At 41.4% G+C, this 22646-nt stretch carries 11 protein-coding genes; 10 read left to right on the forward strand and 1 reads right to left on the reverse strand.

What is annotated here, in order from left to right:
* Positions 1-11 precede the first annotated feature (11 nt).
* Both MYP_RS14425 and MYP_RS14430 read left to right on the forward strand, forming a co-directional pair.
* Positions 12-13010: a choice-of-anchor L domain-containing protein gene (locus MYP_RS14425; RefSeq protein WP_045464597.1), complete on the forward strand. Its 12999-nt coding sequence runs from the start codon at positions 12-14 to the stop codon at positions 13008-13010.
* A 26-nt stretch (positions 13011-13036) separates the two neighbouring features.
* A complete protein-coding gene (locus MYP_RS14430) occupies positions 13037-13507 on the forward strand; it encodes a hypothetical protein (protein WP_045464599.1) in 471 nt (156 codons plus the stop codon).
* Positions 13508-13785: 278 nt separating this feature from the next.
* Here the strand turns inward: MYP_RS14430 and MYP_RS14435 are convergent, their stop codons facing one another.
* Positions 13786-14121, reverse strand: a complete 336-nt coding sequence (locus MYP_RS14435; protein WP_045464601.1) for a helix-turn-helix domain-containing protein — start codon at positions 14119-14121, stop codon at positions 13786-13788.
* A gap of 165 nt (positions 14122-14286) precedes the next feature.
* Here MYP_RS14435 and MYP_RS14440 point away from each other — a divergent pair, with 165 nt between their 5' ends.
* The 8 genes from MYP_RS14440 (at position 14287) to MYP_RS14475 (ending at position 22356) form a co-directional block, all read left to right on the forward strand.
* Entirely contained in the window at positions 14287-14502 is a 216-nt protein-coding gene (locus MYP_RS14440; protein WP_045464603.1) for a hypothetical protein, read from the forward strand.
* On the forward strand, positions 14499-14738 hold the full coding sequence (locus MYP_RS14445; RefSeq protein ID WP_045464605.1) for a hypothetical protein: 240 nt from the start codon (positions 14499-14501) through the stop codon (positions 14736-14738). Before MYP_RS14440 ends, MYP_RS14445 begins: the two co-directional genes overlap by 4 nt.
* The gene (locus tag MYP_RS25740; protein ID WP_081990526.1) at positions 14738-17404 is read left to right on the forward strand and encodes a toprim domain-containing protein; all 2667 of its coding nucleotides are present in this window, start codon (positions 14738-14740) and stop codon (positions 17402-17404) included. The genes MYP_RS14445 and MYP_RS25740 overlap by 1 nt, the downstream gene beginning before the upstream one ends.
* A gap of 112 nt (positions 17405-17516) precedes the next feature.
* Positions 17517-18398 carry a tyrosine-type recombinase/integrase gene (locus tag MYP_RS14455; RefSeq protein ID WP_045464607.1) on the forward strand — a complete coding sequence of 294 codons (882 nt, stop codon included), beginning with the start codon at positions 17517-17519 and terminating at the stop codon, positions 18396-18398.
* A 6-nt stretch (positions 18399-18404) separates the two neighbouring features.
* Positions 18405-19271, forward strand: coding sequence for a tyrosine-type recombinase/integrase (locus tag MYP_RS14460; protein ID WP_045464609.1), 867 nt, complete (start codon positions 18405-18407; stop codon positions 19269-19271).
* Between the two features lie 836 nt (positions 19272-20107).
* Positions 20108-21163, forward strand: coding sequence for an RHS repeat domain-containing protein (locus MYP_RS14465; protein WP_262506777.1), 1056 nt, complete (start codon positions 20108-20110; stop codon positions 21161-21163).
* Positions 21129-21689 carry a hypothetical protein gene (locus tag MYP_RS14470; RefSeq protein WP_045464613.1) on the forward strand — a complete coding sequence of 187 codons (561 nt, stop codon included), beginning with the start codon at positions 21129-21131 and terminating at the stop codon, positions 21687-21689. Before MYP_RS14465 ends, MYP_RS14470 begins: the two co-directional genes overlap by 35 nt.
* A gap of 244 nt (positions 21690-21933) precedes the next feature.
* Positions 21934-22356 (forward strand): hypothetical protein, encoded by a 423-nt coding sequence (locus MYP_RS14475; protein WP_045464615.1) that lies wholly within the window; start codon positions 21934-21936, stop codon positions 22354-22356.
* Positions 22357-22646 lie beyond the last annotated feature (290 nt).

The following is a 22646-nucleotide window of genomic DNA, read 5'->3' on the forward strand; positions in this document are numbered from 1 at the left end:
AATCAAATTCAATGCAGATTTTTAAGGCATTTTTTAGGATTGTTTTTTTGGGGATTTTACTATTGCCCAATCTGTCGTCCGGACAATCATTGACGGTAGTTCCGGCAGGCAATGCCGCAGCTGTTCAGGGCATGATATCCAATAATTTCAAGGGTAAGGGAGTAACAATAAGTAATATCACTTTTAGTGGTTCTCCTTCTTCAGTTGGTACATTTAATTCCACTGGCTGGACTCAGGGCCTGGGAAGTGGTTTGGTAATGACGACGGGAAATGCAGCAGATGCATCAGGACCTAATGATATCCTCAACTTTCAGGGAACATCTTTCTCCGGGTCTGCGGGGGATGCAGATCTTGACCTGCTGATCAGAAACACTACAAAAGAAGCAACCATAATAGAATTTGATTTTGTTCCTTCAGGTAATAAAATAGAATTCCGTTATTTATTTGCTTCGGAAGAATATCCTGAATATAACTGCTCTGCTGCAAATGATGGGTTTGGCCTTTTTATCTCAGGTCCAGGTATTGCAGGCAAACAAAATATTGCTACCGTAGATGGCAGAAATGTAAGTATCAATACGGTAAATGACGGGACTGTAACCCAGGGAGTCGGAAATGGTGCAAACTGTAATCTTATCCCAGGAAGCAATTATTTTGATAATTCAGGAGCTTTTGCCGGAACAAGTGTTATAGCATACGATGGTTATACGAAAGTATTCAATGCTGAATATACGGTTACTCCTTGTGCTGTATATCATATGAAACTTGTCATTGCAGATGCTTTTGACAAACTGTACGATTCAGGTCTTTTTCTTGAAGCGAACAGTTTCTCAAGTCAGCCATTTTCAGTATCTGTAACTGGTAACAATACTACAATTTGTGAGGGTAGCAATGCTGTGTTGAATGCTCCTTCTGGCTTTTACAGTTATCAGTGGAAAAAGAATGGTGCAGCGATTGAAGGGGCGACAAATAACTCCTATAGTGCCAGTCAGGCGGGAACATACACAGTAGAAATCAAGAGAAACCAGTGTAATGCAACAGCAGAATTAAGCAATGCTGTAACGATCAATGTTCAGGCACCACCAAATAAAGCGGTTACAGCTTCAGCAACCAGTCTTTGCGTGAACAGTAATATTACGCTGACGTCGAATGCCTCTAGCGGAACATTTTCGTGGAATACATCTCCTGTAAAAACGACCAAAAGCGTCACTGTTACAACAACTGGTACTTATGTTGCAACGATTACGGATGGAGTTTGTACTGTAAATTCTGATCCAGTCGTGATAACAGGGAACGATCATGTTATCAATTATTCGAAGACGGATATATCATGTAACGGGCAAACCAATGGAGCTATTGACCTGAATGTAACGGGAGGGAAATTGCCTTATACATATTCCTGGACAGGTCCTTCTTCTTTTACTTCAACGGCAGAAGATCTGAGCGGACTTGCTCAGGGCACCTATATAGCTACAGTAAAAGATGCTGATAACTGCAGTAAATCATCAGCATCAATAGTAATAAATCAGCCGGCTGTGCTTACAGCAAGTGCAGTGGCAGGAACAAAAGGAGCAATCAACCTGACAGCTTCCGGAGGAACAACACCTTATACATACAGCTGGTCAAATGGAACTGAAATTGTAAGTTCAGTCGCAAGTCCGACAGGTCTTCCAGCCGGTGCATATACCGTAACTGTTACAGATGCCAGAGGTTGCACGGCAACCGCGGGAGCTACAGTTTCTTCCGGTTGTAGCCTTGATGCTGGTGCGCTTGTTACAAATATTAAATGTCCGGGAGGAACGGACGGGGCTATCGCTATAAATATCATAGGAGGGAGTTCGAATCTGACTTACAACTGGAAAAAGAATTCTGCAGCTTTCTCCACTACAAAGGATATAAACAACCTCTCTCCAGGTTTTTATGAGTTCCAGGTAACTGACAATGCGGATGGATGTATCAAGAATACAAGCTATGTTATTTCCGATGCAATTTTCAGTCTGGATATTGCTGCAGGTGATGTTAACTGCTATGGAGCAGGTAATGGTTCAGCGACACCGATTATTACCGGAGGAAACAGTCCTTTTACCTATTCCTGGAAAAACCAGAGCCAGTCGGTAATTTCTTCTCTTCCTTCTGTTACCAATCTTGCACCGGGAAGTTATTCCCTTACTGTTACGGACGATAAAAGCTGTACCCAGACTAAAAGCTTCACAATAGGAGGACCGGGAGCTTTTACAGTATTATTATCCAAAACGGATGTATCCTGCAAAGGTCTCCAGAATGGCGCTATTAATATGACAATAGCAGGGGGAACGGCTCCTTATACAATTTTATGGACCGGTCCTTCCGGATTTACATCAGCTCTGGAAGACCTTTCTGATCTTGCACCTGGAACGTATTCTGTTACAGTAACAGATGCCAATAACTGTTCTGCCAGTTATACTGCAGGAGCTAGTGTGACACTTACGGAGCCTCCGGCGGACTTGTCAGCTACAGTTGCTGCCGGATCAACAAGAGGAACAGCGAATGTTACGATTTCGGGTGGTACGGGTCCTTACAGTGTTTTATGGTCAGATGGGCAGACCGGACAAAATGTAAACAGTCTGAGAGCTAATACAGATTATACTTATACAGTTACCGATAGTAAAGGATGTACCTATACAGGTAATTTCAGTCCGGGTCTTGGCTGTTCTATTGGAGTTGTTGTCAATCAGCAGACAGATGTACTTTGTAATGGTGGCAGTACAGGATCAGCTTCTGTGACACCATCCGGTGGTTATGGTGGAACTTATACATATCAATGGAAAAATCCATCCGGGGGGAACTTTGCTACAACCAAGGATGTGACGGCTATGTCAGCAGGTACCTATTCGTTAAAAGTCACTGATCCTTCAGATAACTGCAGCGTTTCAATTAATGTAAGTATTCTTCAGCCTCAAGCATTGACTGTTAATCTGACGAAAACAGAAATCAGATGTAATAATGAGACCAATGGAGGGTTCACTGCTCAGGTCAATGGAGGAACCCCTGCATATACTTATGTATGGAAAAAAGGTGGAACTGTGATTTCAGGAGTTCCTAATCCGTTTAAAGTCCTTTCAGGTCAGGGAGCAGGAAGTTATACACTCACAATTACAGATAAAAATGGTTGTACAACTACTTCAGGTGTATCTACCCTTGCCAATCCGTCAGTTCTCAATGCAACACCAACTGTAACAAATGTGGCCTGTAACGGAGGGTCAAGTGGTGCAGTTACTCTTGCTGTTACAGGCGGTTGGTCACCATACACGTTTGCCTGGAGTGAGACAACTTCCGGATACACTGCTACTACCAAAGACATATCGGGTATCAAAGCCGGAACATATAATGTTGAGATCACGGACCTTCATGGTTGTAAAAAAACATTACCACCCATATCAATAACTCAGCCAAGCGCTCTAAGTGCAACAACTACACAAACTAACCTGACTTGCTATGGAGGAACAAACGGTGCTATTACTGTTACTCCTTCAGGTGGAACAAGTCCATATACTTATGCATGGACAAAATTTGGCGTCGCTCTTCCAACCAATGCAACGACCAAAGATCAGACTGGGTTGAAAGCCGGTCCATATACAGTAACAATTATGGATTCAAAAGGATGTCAGTATCCTGCCACTGTTACCTTAACACAACCAGAAGGTCCTGAAGTTCTTGCTGCTGGCTCCGCAACATTCTGTTTTGGTGGTAGTGTTGTTCTTAGCTCATCTAAACCTTCAGATGGCTCATATCAATGGACCAAAACTGCCGGCGGTACGCCTACGGTTGTTGGAACAGGGGCTTCCATAACTGCGAATGCCAGTGGAATGTACAGAGTGACTATTACCAGAGGGGCGTGTACGGAAACCTCTGAACCATTCCAGGTAACGGTAAATCCTGTTCCGGTAGCAACAATTATTCCTTCAGCTACAGCTTTCTGTGAAGACGGATCGGTAACACTTACATCTTCTATTATAGGACAATCTTACGAGTGGAGGCTTAATGATATAATTATTCCTAATACCAATAACAGCCGTACCATTACAGTAACCAACGGAGGTACTTATTCTTTAGTGGTGACAACCCGTCTTTGTAATGCAGCTATAGTAACTTCTTCAATTACGAAATATCCGAAATTCACCCTTACAGCAACAGGTGTTAATACTACCTGTCCTGGAGCAACCAATGGCTCCATTACATTGGCAACTTCAGGAACTAATAATCCTCCCTATATTTATGACTGGCACCATGTGGCGGGCACAAGCAATCCCGCAAACCAGACCGGCCTTTCTGCCGGAGATTACACTGTAACGGTTACTGATAACGTAGGATGTGTGGTGAGTAAAACAACAACAATTGTGCAGCCAACCCTCTCTGTTACACCTACCGTGACGAGTAGTAGCTGTAACGGAACTAACAACGGAAGTATCAGCCTGAATGTTGACTTTACTCCTGCCTCGGGCAATCCTGTACCTCCATCTACTCCTCAGAATGACTGCTATTCCGGGTCTAAAGCATCGACTTATAGCTGCACTCAGAGCTGTTCAAGAAACGCAGTTGCCAATGATAATATATCTGCGCCAAATAATGGTGTGAACGGTGAAACAATAATAGTTTGTATACCTCAGCAGACAAGCTTTAACGGAAACATCACGGTGAATAAGGGCGGAACTTTAGTATTGCCGGCCAATTCCACCTACGCATCAGGTACGGTAACTCTTAATAGCGGAAGTACCTTTATTGTCTGCGGAACATTTAATCCAAGCAGTCTGAATATGAACGGTGGTACCCTGGTAATAAACGGATTGTCTACCATTCCTTACCTTATCGTTAATGCAGGAAGCATGATTAAAAACTTCGGAACTCTGAATTTGAATGGTTTCGAGCTAAGAGGAGGTACACTGGAAAATTATGCAACCCTTAATTGTCCTTCGGGTGATGCAGTTCTTCCTTCAGGTTATTCAGGTATACTGAATAACTATCATAACCTGACTATCCGAGGTATTTATCTTAATTCCGCAACGGCTGTGTTTACCAATGGCGGTAGTGTAACGGCAAGCAATACCGTATCTAACGCAGGTACAATTAATAACAACTGTACATTAAACATCAATAACGGCGTAAGCGGCATTTTATATAATAATAATATTTTAAACAATGCAGGTGAGCTGAATGTAACCCAGCTCTTTTCCAGTACAGTCGGCGTAAGCGTTATCAATCATAACAAAGGTAAGATCACGGTTACCGACAAGATAGAATTCAAGAATCAATTTAAACTTGCCGCTGGCACAGAGGTACAAACCAAAGACCTGTATATATGGGGAAACCTGAATGGTATCGGATCAACCTGTGCTTCGGTGAAGGTAAGCGGCATTACTTCCAATCCGAGCTCAGGAACCAATATAGGTGTGGTGAACGGAAGGTTAGATATTTGCGATGCAAATGGAATAGAAACAAGGGGAACTGTAAACAGCCCTGCAACAACAGATTGTTCATGCACACCGGGTCAGGGCGTTACCTGCTCTGTCTCCTGGAATACAGGAGCAACCGGCAACACCATATCCAACCTTGCTCCAGGAACTTATACAGCTAATCTTGTTTGTGCTGGTTGTTCTACTTCATATAATTATACCATTACCCAGCCGGATGCGCTTAATGCTGTAACCAATATTACCAATGTGACCTGTAAAGGCAAGAACAATGGTATTATTGTGGCAACGGTATCCGGAGGAACAGCTCCTTATACGTTTGCCTGGACAAACGTAAGCGCTCCTTCTGTAATCACCAGTACAGGAGCAACCAGTACTGTGTCTTTACTTCCTCCCGGCACTTATAGCCTTACTGTAACAGATTCCAAAAATTGCAGCAAGACGGTGGGAAGCCTGGTCATTACGGAACCAAACCTGCTTTCTGCAACGGCAACCAAAACAGATGCAAGCTGTAAAGGGGGCAAGGACGGAACAATGACTGCGGTTCCTGTCGGCGGATCTGCTCCTTACACTTATATGTGGACGGGAACAAACCAGACGGGTGCAACAGTAACAGCCCTTACAGCTGGTACCTATACCGTTACAGTGACAGACACCAAAGGATGTACCGCTACGGCAAATGCTACAGTTGGTGAACCGGAGACTCCTTGCGGAGGTGGTGTTTGCTCTGATTTCAAACTGGATCTTATGGGAGTTTCTCCTTTATGTACAGATGCGACTAATGGAACATTGGTGGCCAATGTATCAGGGGGGCAGGGAACAATCACTTATGACTGGAGCCATATTGCAGGTACGAACGACGGTCCCGATGCAGGTCTGGTAGGAGCGGGCTCCTATAGTCTGACCGTTTCAGACAGCCGCGGTTGTAGTCAGTCTAAATCAGAAACATTGAAAAATAGTGAGGTCCCATGTCCAAAACCATGTACGCTGATTACGAGCATTTCAGGTACAGACAATACATGTCCTGGAGGAAACACAGGAGCTGCCAACCTAATCATTCAGGGGGGAGTAGCTCCGTTTAAAATCGACTGGAAGCATATTCCGGGAGAGGATAATATTGAAGATCTTGTCAACCTAACAAGCGGTCCTTATACTGTGACTGTTACGGATGCTTCAGGCGTATGTGCACATACTTCTACTGTAAGCATTAATGAACCTGATTACCTGAGAATATTTACAGGTGATATGGAGTTATGTCCCGGAAGCAGCACTGTACTTACTTCTTCGTCACTTACAGGTAATAACTGGTCAACAGGTGCAACTGCAAGAAGTATTACGGTAACTGCTCCCGGAACCTATACGCTTACTATAGGATCGGGCTGTGCAGGTCTTTCTGCAAGTGTGACCATTGCAGCAAAAACGGATTGCACCCCTCAGAAATTCCTTTGTAATCCGACGGCTTCGCCTATTGTTACCATATCAGACTCCTGCGGAAAGGAGCTGATCAATACTGCTATTTACAATGCTCGTCAGAAATATACGACCTACATTGCAGATGTTAAGACTTCCTTCCAGACCAAATACATAGATAAGTGTCTTTCTGTTTATGAAGACTTTGGTGTAAAATACGGAGACAAAGAGCATCACTACACGCTTTATTATTACGATCAGGCAGGTAACCTTGTAAGAACGGTTCCTCCGGCAGGGGTTAAGAAAATTACAAGCCAGACTGCTCTTGCTCAGATCAAGGTGGACAGGAAAAATAACCAGCGTACGGTGTTTACGGACCATACCCTTGCAACCACTTATACCTATAACTCATTGAATCAGCTGGTGGCACAGAATGTACCGGATCACAAAACCATGGATATTCTGAGTACGGTTTCTTCGAACGACGGACTTGCCATCGGTCTTCAGGTAACTGGAACACAGTTTACCGGAAATGGTAATGGTTTCCTTACCGGTAACCTGGGAGGAAAGGGTTATATCTATTCTACCACAGACAATGGAAAGACCTGGTCGCTTTTAAGTGCAGTCGGAACCATGACTTTAAATGATGTATACATCAGAAGCACAGGAGTGGGATTTGCTGTGGGAGACAGAGGTACGGTACTTAAAACTACCAATGGAGGAGCTAACTGGACAATCCTTCCGATAGGAACAGCAGCAAATCTTATCAGGGTTTATCTGTATGATGATAATACCGGAGTGATCTATGAGAAGTCAGGTATGATATGGGAAATTGCTTCCGGAGGTGCAACAATTACCCAGAATACAACCCTGAATACCCTTCTTGCAGGCAAGGAAGTGACAGATGTCAGCTTTACATCCAATACCCTTGCTTTTCTGACAGCAAACATTAATAACCAGGGCTATCTGTATACGAGCAGCGGATCGCCTGCCGGGAAGTCCTGGACTCAGATATCTACGATATGGGCAAGTACGCTTACCAGAGTACAAATGCTGAATGCCAATAATGGAATTGCAGCAGGTGATGATGGAACAATTCTGAAGTCCTCAGACGGAGGAATGAACTGGTCAGCAGTTCCTACAGGCATCAATGGCAGTATAAGCGATATGTTCTTCAGGGACATGAACCAGGGAGTGCTTTTGACGGGAGGCAATATTATCAAGACATCAGACGGAGGAAAAACCTGGGCAAACGCATCTTCGGCCAGCACTTCCTATGCAGACTTTGATATCCTTCCGGGTACGAGTTATGTAGGCTTTGCAGTAAAAAGCAATGGTGCTGTAGAAAGCACGAGCAACGGAGGACTATCGTGGAAGGCTAAGACGAATCTGAACAGTTCCAAAACGTACAGCGCGATCAGCACAAGAAGCGCGACTGATGTCTATGCGGGAACAACGGATGGGGCTTTATATGTATCAGCAGACGGTGCAAATACGTGGACTTCCATTGCTACGAATACCGCTGGAGGCTCTTTACCTGTGGCAGCTATAACAGCGATCCACTTTAAAGATGCGAACAATGGATGCGTTCTTGTGAACGGCACTATATATAAAACGACGAATGCAGGACCTGCAACGGCTTCCACAGCAACATGGACCTCTATTGTAGGGCCAGGCGTGAAAGATATGTATTTCAATGACGCATCCAGAGGAGAGGCGATCTACAGCAATGGAACGGTGAAGATCACAGCCGATGGCGGTCTCACCTGGGGTGTTGCAGTAACCAATCTGACAGGTACAACAGATGCAAGATCAATACATTTCTTTGATGCGAATACTGGAGCTGTAGTTTCCGGAGATGGAAGGATCTATGTCACCTCGAATGCAGGATCAGTCTGGACAGACAGAGGAGGAAAAGTGACCCCTGGAACTCTTAATGGTGTTCAGGTAACGACCTCTTCGATGACAGGTTATGCAGTCGGAAGTGACGGAACAGTTTTGAGAACGATTAACAACGGAGCTGCCTGGAGACTATCAGCTACGTCGGTGAACTTTGATTTGACAGATGTTGCATTTAAAGATGCCGGATCGGGTGTCATTACTTCTGCCAGCGGACATGTTCTTTACACGTCTACGGGAGGAACGTCCGGATGGAATGTGGTTGTTCCGGAAACTTCTGGTAAGCCCTTAAATAAGGCTGTTATTGCCGGTACGGATTTTTATGTGGCAGGAGATGAAGGCAGAATATTTAAATCTTCCAATGGAGCGGGCTGGACTTCTGTTAATTCCGGTATGACGGAATCGATCAAAGGTCTTTCTGTATCCGGTACTACAGGTCTTGGTGTGGGCGTTTCAGGAAAGATCATCCGTTCTACGACAGCGGGTACTGCCGGTGTATCGTTTGGTTCAGTAAGTAATGTGGATGCACAGATCCTGTATGCAACGGATATGGTGAGCCCTGTGATAGGGTATGCAGTGGGTAAAGACGGAGCAGCCGCTAAAACCAGCAACGGAGGGTTGACCTGGAGTGATTTGAATTCCTCAACCAGAAGAACACTGAGATCAGTTGATTTCATTGACGCCAACAAAGGTATTGCAGTGGGAGATGCAGGTGCGGCAGGTACAACAGGAACAATCATCCGTACAGTCAATGGCGGTACAGATAACTTTACAGCTTCGGTTTCAGTAAGTCCTGCAGCGACAAATGTCAGCTTCAAAGATGTTCAGTATGTGAATGAAAACCTTGCCTTTGCGGTAGGGGCAAATGCAAGCAACCAGGGAGTAATCTACAAATCTGTCAATGGAGGTGCAAACTGGACCCAGGAAAGTGTAAGCGGAGCCAGCGGACTGAATGCTGTACATTTTGTAGATGCATCCTTTGGATTTGCAGCGGGAGATGGTGGATCCCTGTTCAAGGCATCCCTCAGCGGAAGTACCTATACCTGGACAAAAATTACAGATGCAACACTAGGTTCTAATAATTTCAGAGACGTTCACTTTGTAGATTATAAGACCGGTTACCTGATAGGAGACGGAGGCGTTATTCTGAAAACAATAGAAGGAGGTATAGCGACCACATGGGTAAACAGAAGCATCAGCGGTAATACCAATACCCTGCTATCCATGACCTTCAGCGACAGGACGAATCTGGTGATTTCGGGAAATTCCAGCACCGTCCTGAAAATGGACGATGAGCGGGATATGTACAGCAGCAAGATGTGGTATGATGAGTTAGGAAGAATTATTGTGTCGCAGAACACGAAACAGTTTAACTTCAGCCCGAAACAAGGTTATAGTTATACGGTTTATGATGACCTTGGAAGAATAACAGAGGTCGGAGAAGTCCTTCAAAGTCCTTCGAACAGCATTTCAACGATAACCAGGGCCAATAACAGCACCCAGGTTCCGAAAGCTGCTTTCCTTATATGGTTAGCTCAGGGAGACAAGAGACAGATTACGAAAACGTATTATGATGCGTCAGCATTCACAGTTCCCGGATTAACGCAGGATAACCTGAAGAAACGTGTAGCTTCCGTAACCTATCAGGAGGCAGCAGGTACAGCTTATGATCATGCAACGCATTATTCTTATGATATCCACGGCAATGTAAAAAGCCTTGTACAGGATAATACCGCTTTGACTACTGTTCTTTCAGGTACAGGAGAAAGTCAGCGATATAAGCGCATGGATTATACGTATGATCTGATCAGCGGTAATGTAAACGAAGTGGTGTACCAGAAAGATAAGCCGGATCAGTTCTTCCATAAATATTCATACGATGCAGATAACAGGATCACGCATGTTTATACCAGTGATAACGGTATAGTCTGGAACAGGGATGCGAAATATTTTTATTACAAACATGGTCCACTTGCCAGAGCGGAGTTAGGACATGACAAGTCACAGGCCATGGATTATGCCTATACGATCCAGGGGTGGATCAAGGGTGTGAACTCTGGTACCCTTGATGTTACCAGAGATATTGGCAAGGATGCCAACCAGAATGTACTGGCAGGTAAAGACGGATTGCATAAAAATGTAGGAAAAGATGCTTATGGTTACAACCTGCATTACTTTGCCGGGGATTATAAGCCTATAGGAACGATCTCCGCACTGAATGACATGATACCTTCAGCATCAGGAATTACGACCCTGACTACAGATGCACCGGCATTGTACAATGGTAATATCAGTAGAATGACAACAACAATTACGGATATTAATTCAAGTTCGACTACTTTTGGGCAAGCATTACCGCAAACTACTGCATATAGGTATGATCAATTGAATCGGATCACCCAAATGAAGGCTTATAGCAGTATTAACCTTGCAACCAATACCTGGAATGGCGGAAATGACGGATCGTATCAGGAAACCTTTAAATACGATGCCAACGGTAATATCCTGAAGCTGACACGTAACGGAAAACTGGTAACTTCAGGTACGCCTACACCATTAGCCATGGATGATCTGACATACAAGTATGAGACGATAGCTAATGGCTATACCAGAAATACGAACAGGTTAAGGTCTGTGAGTGATGGGGTAGGTAACGGAAACTATGCTGATGATATAGACAATCAGGCTAATAACAACTATGACTATGATGAAATTGGAAATCTGAAATCTGATGTTCAGGAGGGGATAGCCACAATCGAGTGGACAGTGAGCGGAAAAATATCGAAAGTAACACGTTCTTCAGGCAGCTCCAAGTCGGATCTCGAGTTTAAGTACGATGCTCAGGGGAACAGAGTAGCCAAGATTGAGAAGCCTGCAGCAACCAAAGGTGATGCCTCTACCTGGATCACGACGTATTACGTAAGAGATGCTTCTGGCAATGTGATGAGTACTTATGAACAAAGCAAGGCGTCGACAGTTTTGGAGTTTTTCTGGAAAGAGCAGATGGTTTATGGCAGTAGCAGATTGGGAATGGTTGATTTGAATAAAAATATTACTACCTTGGGAGCGGTATCTAATTCGTTATTTGCTACAAAAACAGGTATAAAACTGTTTGAGGGAAGTAATCATCTGGGTAACGTGCTTGCAGTATTTACAGATCGCAAGATCCCAGTAGCTTCAGGGACCAATGTTCTTTCTTATACTGCTGATATCACAAGCACTTCTGACTACTATGCATTTGGTAGTCAAATGCCGGGTAGGAAATATAGTAAAACGAATTACCGTTATGGATTCAACGGACACGAAAAGGATGACGAAATATCTGGCTCTGGAAATCATTTAAGCTTTGGAGATTATGGATATGATCCGAGATTAGGAAGGAGATGGAATGTCGATCCTATGGCAAGTAGGATGCCAGGTACATCGCCATATTCTTTTGGATACAATAATCCTATTATTCTTAAGGATCCAGATGGTAGTTTACCTATTCTTCCATTTTTATTGAAAGCTGGAGCAGCTGGTGCGACGGATATGATGCTGCAGGTTGGAATGAATTATTTGCTGAATGATGATGTAGAAACAATAGGACAAGCATTCAAAACGGTTGATTGGTATGATGTAGGTATTTCAGCAGCGCAAGGAGCATTACCATGGAGTATTCCAGGAGGGAAATATACAAAGGCTGCAGCAGCTGCAACAAGTGACGTTTTGATAAATGCCAGTAAAGCAGCTATAAAAGGTGAAGCTTATTCAATTGAAGATGCAACAGCTGATTTTTTTATAGGGTTTCTGGCTCAACTAAGTTCCGAACAAGTAGAAGAACTCTTATCTAGTAAAAAGGCTCAGGAGAAGATACAACTATTGCTTGGCCCTAAGGCTCCCAAACCTGGGAACTCAAATCCAATTCCGCAAACTAAGGATGGATTTATTGTAACAAAAGACGGAACTGTTATGCATAAGAATGTAGATGAGTTAAATGGTTCATTACAAGGGGCTGGTTATTCTGGTACACCATCAACTCAGACCAGTGAATCAGGAATGATATATCAGTTACCCACGGATAAGCATTCTAGTGGTTCTTACAATGTTAGGATAATGGATGGAAAAACAGGAGGGGGACAATATTCAGGGCCTAGAGTTATCAATACAAGAAATGGTGCCGGGGATTATGTTCAGCCCAATGGAGGTGATTTTCCTAATGGAACACCAAAAGCAGACCGAAAAGCTGATGGGCATATTCATAATTTAACAAATTAATAGTTTAAATAATAAATCTTTTAAAGTTGGATTTAAATAAAAAAGAAGTGCTAGAAAATGTAAATAGGATTGTATCCCTATTACTAATAGAATCATCTGTAGAAAGTTATGGAATTCTACATCAAATGAAGTTTATTGAATTTAGGGGACAATATGGAGATATTCAGATTTTCATTGATTCAGATCTTGAATTATACCCAGATATTAATATTGAAGACTTAACTGTGGAGCAAAAGGATTTATTAATATTAAATCAAGTGAATTTAAAACAAGTTCAAAAAGTTGAGTGTTTTTCTTCATCTGATATTGTTTTTACATTTATAGATAATACTGTTTTGAAAATTTCTGGAAACCCTCAAGATGAAACGATAGCTGAACCTTGGCAATTAACCAATAAAAAAGGAGTAGATCAAATGGACTACATCTCTATTGTTGGGTTAACAGGTGATGGGTTTGCAGTTTGGGGTTCATTGGACAACCTTAAAAGGGGAAGTTAGTGACTTCCAGCTAGCGCGCGGTGTGCCGAGAATGAAAATCACGCTCTGGCGCAAGTCTGTGACTTGTGTCTACAAATGGGAGCCAGTTTATAAACTGGCGGTTGTGAAATAAGAAACTACTAAAAAGTCCCGAAGGCCGTTGTCTTCGGGACTTTTTTATTTATATGGTTAAAAACTGTGTATGCCTACTCCCCGGCTGGTGTCTTCACCAGACGGAATCTATGATAATGTACAGAACTAAAAAGCCCGGAGGTAATAATTTTCGGGCTTTTTTATGTTTATAAGGAATTTAATTTAGTAGCTTTAATAAAGTTATCAATTGTAAGCAGAAGACATTCTTTGTCCTTTGCAGGAAGATTTTCAATATCATTAATACGCTTTAACATTTTAGGATCTTTTAAAACATCCTGCTGTTTAGTCTCTCCTAGTAAATAGCCAACAGTCGTATTCAAGACCTGAGCCATTTTTTTAACTACATCAATAGTTGGTTTTACTTCATCACGTTCATACTTGCCAATAATAGAGTGGTGTGCTTCAATTAGCTTTGCAAGCTCATTTTGGGAAAGCTCTTTAACCTCTCTGCACTCTCGTAGTTTTTTACCAAAAGTATCCATATTGCTGTAATAAATGGTGTTAAATGCGCTTTTATGCGCTGAATAATCAAATGTATTGCTAAAAAATTACTAATAAAAATTAGATATTCTTTGTGTGAGTTATAAAATTTTATAGTTTTGTACCAAATATTAGCAATGGTAAAAAACTAAAATATTTTTTCATAAATGATCAGAAACCAACTTTCAACCTCCTTTAAAAGCCAATTAAAGGATTATTCCAGTCCGGAGACGTTTGCTATGGCCCTGGACGAAGCTATGTTAAGTATGATACTACTTTTAAGGCATGAACCGGAGAACCTGAAAAGCACACTACTCAATTATGAGAGGCTTTACATATTAAAAACAATCATTCTGGCTCCTGAAACCCCGCACTTGTCATGAAAGCCGAAACCACCAAAGAACTACGCTTCCGCTTAGGCCAGCTCTTCGGAGAGAGCTTAAGAATGAGCCACAGCCTTTACCAGCTGCACCTTATAAGAGAGAAGATAGAGGGGAGAGGTTACGAATATTTTGATAAAGGCGATATACTGGGCGAGTTTTCCCGTCTTCAGGGCCTGCTTACAGCGCTTGACCTTGAAATGCGTACCATCCACGACATATTAAAGCATCAGGGCTAATGGAGATCAAAGACATCAAGGCGGAGCTGACACTGGCAGACATACTCAGATATTATGGCCTGAAGCCTGACAAGAGCATGAGGCTGAACTGTCCGTTCCATGAGGATAAAACCCCGAGCATGCAGGTGTATCATAAGACACATACCTGTTACTGCTTCAGTTCCAACTGCCCGACCCACGGCAGAAGCCTTGATGTTATTGACTTTATCATGCACAAAGAAAGGTGCAGCAAAGGTGAAGCAATAAAGAAAGCCAAAGACCTGTTAAGCGGATCAGCCCCGAAACCCACCATACCCCAGCAAGTGGCAAGGACGGCCGTGCTGACAAACATGTTTACTTACTTTAAAAATGCAGTACACAACTCAAAGCCCGCAAGAGACTACATAGAACAAAGAGGGCTTGACTATACAAAACTTGAGATCGGCTATAATACAGGCCAGTTCCACCACGGAGAGCGGAAAGATGAGGCATTAATACAAAGCTGTCTGAAGGTAGGTTTACTAAGTCCCTTTGGTAGTAATACCAGAACGGGAGGTCAGGCGTACAAGCCCTTTGCAAAGTACTGTCTGGCGTTCGCATTAAGAAACAGATCAGGACAGGTAACAGGTATGTACTTCAGAAGCACCGTAAACGAAGACAACCAGAAGCATTACTATTTAAAAGAGAGCAGTGGTTTATATCCTCATTATCCGAAAGCGGAAACCGAAAAGTTGATAATAGGTGAAAGTATTATAGATACGGCTACATTATTACAAATAGAAGCGATCAGCAAAGAGTATAGTTTACTTGCAGCTTATGGCACGAACAGGCTCACACCTGAACATATAGAGGCGATCAGAGAGCTAAAAGATCTTAAAGAAATCATCTTCGCCTTTGATAATGACGAAGCCGGAAACAAAGCAGCAGAGAAATACGCAGCACAGTTAAGAGAACTATTGCCACACATCACTTTTAGTAAACTGGAATTGCCGTGTAAGGACGTAAACGAGACTGCACAAGCCCACCAGCATGAAATCTTCCACCACTTATTAGAAAGCAGAACATTTATTTTTTCAACTGGTGGAGAGCCACAGAAGGAAACAGGCATACCAGTTGAAAAAGAAAAGTCACAACCCGAAGCTTCCGGCCTGAATACCAGAAATCCTTTTAAAATAGGCTACAAGACGGCCACAGCAAACTACTACATACAGGGGGGAGTGAGCAAACAGCTTGACAGCATGAAAGTGACCCTTGTAATCGAACACCCTGAAATCAGTTACAAGACAAGGAACAAACTTGATCTTTACGAAGATAAGCAGGTAGAAAAACTTTGTAAGGAAGTGGCTGAAAAACTCAATCTTAGAAAGGATTTATTAGAAGCAGATATTTATAAACTTACTGACTTACTGGACGAGTTCAGGGAGCAGGAACTGTTAAGCGCAAGCAATAACCGTGAAGACTCTGAAGAACTTATAATCCCTCTGACCGTGCAGGAAAGACAGCAGATAAAGTTTTTTGGAAAGAAAGAAAATCTTATTAATAATCTTAATGAGCTGTTAGGTAAAGCGGGTATAGTAGGAGAGGAAAAGAACAGAATCTTTTTGCTCATTATAGCAGCCAGTTACAAGATGCCTGAAACCCTTCACGCACTTATACAAGGCAGCAGCGGAAGCGGAAAGACCAGATTGTTAAAGCAAATATCAGACTGTATTCCTAAAGAAAGGGTTACAAAATTGACACGCGTGTCCGATAAGGTTTTATACAACTATCCTGAGAAATACTTTATTAATAGGCTACTTTGCCTTGAAGATATAGACGGATTAAGCGAAGAAGCGGAGTTCGCTTTTAGAGAGTTGCAATCTAATGGAGAGCTGAACAGCGCCACCAGCAGCAAGCTTGAAAACGGCCAGATCATAGCGGGACAAAAGACAGTAAAGGGGCCTATTGCCTCCCTTGCCTGTACTACAAGAGGGGAAATCTATGAGGACAATATGAGCAGATGTTTTTTAGTGTCTGTAGACGAAAGCGCAGAACAGACTAAGCGGGTAATTACCTATCAAAATAACAGGGCAGCCGGAGGCATACAGGAAGAAGAGGAGCAGAAAGCCAAGCACTTTATACAGAGGTTTATCCGTGAGCTGAAACCCTTTAAGGTAGTAAATCCCTATGCTAATAAAATACACCTTCCTGAAGAAGCGCACAAGATCAGGAGATTAAACGACCTGTTCCAAAGCTTTGTAAAGATGGTAACGGTACTTAATCAGTACCAGAGAAAGAAGGATGATAAACAAAGACTGATAACGGAAATCGCAGACATAGAAACGGCCGTGGAGATCATGTTTGAAAGTATAGTCCTGAAAGTAGACGAGCTGGACGGTAGTTTAAGACAGTTTTATGAAAAGCTAAAAAGCCACATAGGAAAGAAAAGCCGTAATTATGAGTTTACCCGCTTCGAGGTGAGAGAGGCTACAGGACTGGGCAAGACCCAGCAGCACCATTATATTAATCAGTTAATCGAAGTCGAATATTTACAGCAATACGGCTTTGCCAATCGTGGTTTTAGATACAAGATAGTCCACTGGGATAATTATACAGCCATGCGGGAAAGGATCAAAAGAAGCCTTCAGAATCAGTTGGAGACTATCAAAAGTGAACACCAGCGAACACCAGCTGAACGCCAGAAGTAAGTATAAATCGTTGATAAATAGATAAAAAGCTGCCACCCTGTGGCTGGTGTTCGGTGTTCGGAAAATATGCTCAAACACCTTTTTTAGAAAAACGTCATAAAAGTAATCAGGTATGACCACAGCACAGGAAAATCAAATCAAAGGCTTTAAGAGTTATTTAATACAGTTGGGCTACAGCCCAAGCAGTTGTTACATGCTTCCTGACTGCATTAAAGACTTTTTAGAGTGCCACAATGGCACGGGTACAAGCGAGCTGAATGCAGTTCACATACATCAGTTTTACGAGTGGTTGCAGATCAGACCCAACAGGAAAAGGGAAGGTGGATTAAGCGAGAGTTATATTAATCATCACGTTTATGCGCTGAGGGTGTTTTTTAACTGGCTGGAAGAAACCGGAGAAATCACTTACAATCCTATCAGTGTGCTGAAGTTCAAAAGCCCTGAATCCGGCCAGCGTGAACCGCTTACCCAAAGCGAAATCAAACAGTTGTTAGAGAGCTGTACCAGCTTAAAAGAAACGGCCATCCTTCATTTATTTTACTCCTGTGGACTGAGAAGAAGCGAAGGAGAAGGCTTGAATATACGGGACATACACTTTAAGAAACAGATTCTTTATGTAAGAGACGGTAAAGGAGCCAGACGCAGAGCCATCCCGATGACAGCGAAAGTAAGCCATGATCTTGAAAGCTATTACCTGCATGAAAGAGCAGCAGAAAGCAAAGTGAAAGACATCGAAGCTTTTATACTCAATAAAAAAGGCCATAGAATGAGTGGGAACAGCTATAATAAAATCTTAAAAGCCATCCTGCAAAGAGCAGCAATAACCAAAGAAGCCAGCCTTCACCACTTACGGCACTCAATAGCCACACACTTACTGGAATCAGGTCTTGAGCTTGAAAAGGTGAGAGACTTTTTAGGCCACAGCCATTTAGAAACCACACAGATATATACAAAAATAAACGAAGGTCAGCTTAATAAACTATTATCAGGATGAAATAACATGAAAACATTAGAAGAGTACTTGAAAAGCAGGTATACAGCCAAAACAGCGCAAAGCTACAAACGTGAAATAGAAATCTACCAGGGTAACAACCCCGCAGCGGATAAGGCCCGATACCAGGATATAGTAAACTACATCGGCAGCTTAAGAACCCGTTATCGCAATCCCCAAACCTTATCCAGAATACTCAGCAGTATCAAAGCTTACTACGATTTTTTAAGCAGCACAGGCAAACGCAAAGACAATCCCGGCAAAGCAATACGGCTAAGAGATAAACAAAGCAAGGACATACAGCTACAGGACCTTTTTACAACTGAAGAGCTGGAACAGCTCCTAAACCGGAAAGAGCGTTACAATGCACTGGAGTATAGAAATAAAGTGCTGATGAGCTTACTGATCTATCAGGCTTTAAAGCCGGAAGAGATAACGCAGTTTAGAGCAGATGAAATCAACCTGAGCCGTGCCACAGTCTACATAAGAGGAAGCGGAAAAAACAACAGCAGAGAACTGACTTTAAAGCCTACCCAGATCATACTTTTTCATCACTACCAGACCGAAATCCGTCCCAAACTCTTAAAGGGCACTCAGAGCGATATTTTTATCATTGGCCATAGAGGAGGTCCGATGAAAGGAGAAAATATTACCAAACACGTTAAAAGGAGCTTCAGGATGCATTATAACCCACGTAAGGTAAACTGTCAGACAATCCGTCAAAGTGTTATTACCAACCTTCTAAGTGCCGGAAATGACCTCAGAATAGTCCAGGTGTTTGCCGGACATAAATACCCATCTACAACAGAAAAGTATAAACAGACGAATGTTGAAGCGTTGAAGAGCGCAATACAAAGTTACCATCCAATCCGCTGACCCAAATCCCCATACCCACCCGAGCCGTGCCCTGCGTGTCTCTTGCTAGTGGAAAAGGAAAGGGCAGAGCATTAAACAATGAAGCCCGCCCAAAGCAAGGCACATCCCGACCAAAGGTCGGTAAGAGCCTTGAGCCCCCGCACAGTAGAAGAGGAAATAACAGTACATTAAGAAAGAGCAAGAGCCACACCAAAGCTATATTTACATAATAAGAGTTATATAAGCACGCGCGGAATTATGGTGTGCGCCGGAAGGTTCAGAGCCAGAGCCAAGAGCAGCGTGAAAGTAAAGCATAGAGCAAGGAACAGAGGGCAGAGAAGCGCACTTTTTTTATGCGCTTAGTTATATAACTTTATTATGTAAAATAGCCGCACGATGTCCACCCGAACCAACCGCACATCGGCAAAGCCGGTTATATAGCGGCCTTTTAGTGTGCTACTCGCTTGCGCTCAGACAAGGCACGAGCCACAGGCGTAAGGCGCTTCGCATATTTTTTTATTGGGAGGTCGTCCACCCCCAAACCCCCGGATCATTTTTTTGAATGAGGTTCGCCCGGAAAATATCAGTGTTATAGTCAGAGCAGTAAGGGGCGCACCTCATTCAAAAAAACGTTAAACCTTCTTTTTTCAAATGAAAGAAAAAATAGTTTGAATGTTCTTAAAACTTTAATCCAAAACTGACTAAAAGCATTAAAATCATTTATTAATTATGGAAATTTTAATCGCAGTTAGTTCTTTAATGACAATTATTAATATCTTAGTGGGCTGGTATTTACTGCTTAAGAAGTGAGCATTAAATAAAAACGTTCTTTAAAAAGTGTGCGAAGTTGTTGAAAGATAACTGAGAAAAGTTGTTCTGGAGTATATCGTTATGGCTTCAACGGAATGGAGAGGGAGGGGGAGTTTCATGATAGTTATGATTTTGGGGCGAGAAATTATGACCCACGAATAGGGAGATTTATTACTATTGATCCATATAGTCAAGTATTCCCTAACATTAGCCCATACAGCTACGCCCAAAATAGTCCAATTTATTTTGTTGATGAAGATGGTAAATATCCGAAACCATCAGAGTTGCTAGCTAAAGCAGGAATAGAGTTATCCCCTTTAGCCGCAGGATTGATAGATGGAGCGTTTGAGGGATCACCATTTGGAATGGTTGGTTTAGCTGCGGATCTAACGGATGCGAAATTTAGGGCTGATATGATTGATGCTTTTTCTGCAATAGCTACGGACCCAATAGGAGTAATTGGAGGAATGTTTATTGAATACAAGGATGTAATAGAAAGAGTACTATCAGGCAAAGCGACCGATGAAGATCAATATTTAATTGGAAATGAAATAGGTGCAGCTGTTATAGGATCACTTTCAGGAGGAGCACTTTCGAAATATTTAGATAAGTTTAAAGATTTTAGGAAAAGTAAAGCAGCAGCTGGTGCAACTATTGATGCAAGTGGAAATGTTTCAGGGAAAGGGTTATCTAAATTGAAAAAAGAAATTAATCCTTTTGATGGTGATAGAAATTGTGTATTATGCGCAATTGCTTTTGAAAAGAAAATAGCGGAAAAAATTAATGAAATTGCTAAATTGAGTGGAGCTGATTCAAAATATATTAATACTATCAAAAAAGCATTCCCTAACTATGTTGTTTCATATGCATATGGTGGCTTTAAGGGCCTATCTAAAAAACTGGATGAGGTAAAGAGTAATAGTGCGATCATAGTAGGAAAGCTTCGTAAAGCTCAACCTGATTATGATGCACATGCATTTAATGCTATTAAAAACAAGGATGGTTCATGGAAGTTTATAGATACCCAAAATGGAATAGAATTTTCTAAGGAGCACATAGATAAGCTATATGGAAAGTTTGATATTATTTCAGATTCTAAATAAAATTGTAAAAATGGATAAGGCTTTTTTTGAAAAAAAATTAGGTGATGAGTATCATATAATGGAGATTTTGGATAATGAAGATTCTATTTATGTTTTTTATGTTACTAAGGAATTATACGAAAGTGGTTTTCATGAAAAACATAGGAGTGTTGGAGGGGGACCCTTATTCTATAATAAGAATACAGGAGAACTTAAAAACTTGGGGAGTTGGGAATTTATAGAGCAACATTTATCTAAAGATATATTTAAGAATAGAGACCAAAATAACTTAAAAGGGTTAGAAGAAATAATAAGTGATGTTAAAAAAAGAAAACATGTAAATTCAGATGAATGGGAATTTATAATGGTTAATCTGAACATAGAATTTGATGATGTTAATTATGAAACTGATGATTTAGTGCATCTAAATATCACTTCAAAGAATTTATTGTATATTGAACTATTAAAAGGATTTATTGAAAGAACGGGGCTAAATTATGTTCAAGAAAGTCCTAATAAGATTGTCCTATATAATGATGCTGACTAATTTAATTAGCATAAATATGCTCTAATATTTTAAAGTTTTAAAAAAAGGATATTATATTTTAAGAACTTCTTGTTTTGAAGGTTGAGGATGGAAAGAGGCTAAATATTGATCTCTGGAATAATAATAAAAATAATAAAAAATTTTGAGTATAATAGTTTATTCATTTCTATTACTGTATCAAATAATGGACATTCTAATTAGCAAATGAAAAATTAATAATTTAAATAGGCTAAATTTTAAATTAATGAACCTGTTAATAAGTGTTTTTGTGTTTTTTATAAGCCAATTTAATGTTGTACAAAAAGATTCAAAAGAAAAATTTGTAGATGAACTGTTACGATTAACAAAAACCAGGGAAAGTGCTGAAGTGGTTATAAATAGTATTATTCGAAAGCAGGTTCAGAATAAACCTAAGGCACCGTCAAATATTGAATTTGAGATTAAAAAGAGTATAAACTATGAAACATATCTCAACCAAGTTAAAAGAATTTATTACTCGAATTATTCTGAGTTGGAACTAAAGGAGCTTATTAAAATTTATAGAGAAGGAGATTTTGAGTTATTTAAATCTAAAACTCAAAAAATAGAGAAGCCTATATACGATGTTGGTTTAGCGTTTGGAAAAGACTGTGCTAAGATTATCAATGATAAATTGAAAAATTACTAATTGGGTAGCAAATCCCACAATCATTCCGCAAGTAATACTTCGCTGTAACGAAGTCGATGAAAATGAAAAGGTTGAAAGAGATAGATAGAGTAAGTTTGAGAAGAATTGTTTTTAAGAAAGAGATTTTAAAAAAGTAGAATAAAAAAAGTATCTGAAAGAAGTGAACTTAACACTTCGGACAGGTACTTTTTCTGTTTTGTTCTAATCTTGCAGCTTTAGCTTGTCTGATTTGTTCAGAAAAGTCCATATCGGGAAGTTTTTGGGCAGCTACTCCCACAATCATTCCGCAG

This window comes from Sporocytophaga myxococcoides, from assembly GCF_000775915.1.
GTDB classification, from domain to species: Bacteria; Bacteroidota; Bacteroidia; order Cytophagales; family Cytophagaceae; genus Sporocytophaga; species Sporocytophaga myxococcoides_A.

What these genes read in the sequence shown, in the direction of transcription:
- MYP_RS14470 (WP_045464613.1), top strand. Translation starts at nt 21,129, where the DNA reads ATGGAAAGTTTGATATTATTTCAGATTCTAAATAAAATTGTAAAAATG.
- MYP_RS14475 (WP_045464615.1), top strand. Translation starts at nt 21,934, where the DNA reads ATGAACCTGTTAATAAGTGTTTTTGTGTTTTTTATAAGCCAATTTAAT.
- MYP_RS14435 (WP_045464601.1), bottom strand. Translation starts at nt 14,121, where the DNA reads ATGGATACTTTTGGTAAAAAACTACGAGAGTGCAGAGAGGTTAAAGAG.
- MYP_RS14460 (WP_045464609.1), top strand. Translation starts at nt 18,405, where the DNA reads ATGAAAACATTAGAAGAGTACTTGAAAAGCAGGTATACAGCCAAAACA.
- MYP_RS25740 (WP_081990526.1), top strand. Translation starts at nt 14,738, where the DNA reads ATGGAGATCAAAGACATCAAGGCGGAGCTGACACTGGCAGACATACTC.
- MYP_RS14425 (WP_045464597.1), top strand. Translation starts at nt 12, where the DNA reads ATGCAGATTTTTAAGGCATTTTTTAGGATTGTTTTTTTGGGGATTTTA.
- MYP_RS14455 (WP_045464607.1), top strand. Translation starts at nt 17,517, where the DNA reads ATGACCACAGCACAGGAAAATCAAATCAAAGGCTTTAAGAGTTATTTA.
- MYP_RS14440 (WP_045464603.1), top strand. Translation starts at nt 14,287, where the DNA reads ATGATCAGAAACCAACTTTCAACCTCCTTTAAAAGCCAATTAAAGGAT.
- MYP_RS14445 (WP_045464605.1), top strand. Translation starts at nt 14,499, where the DNA reads ATGAAAGCCGAAACCACCAAAGAACTACGCTTCCGCTTAGGCCAGCTC.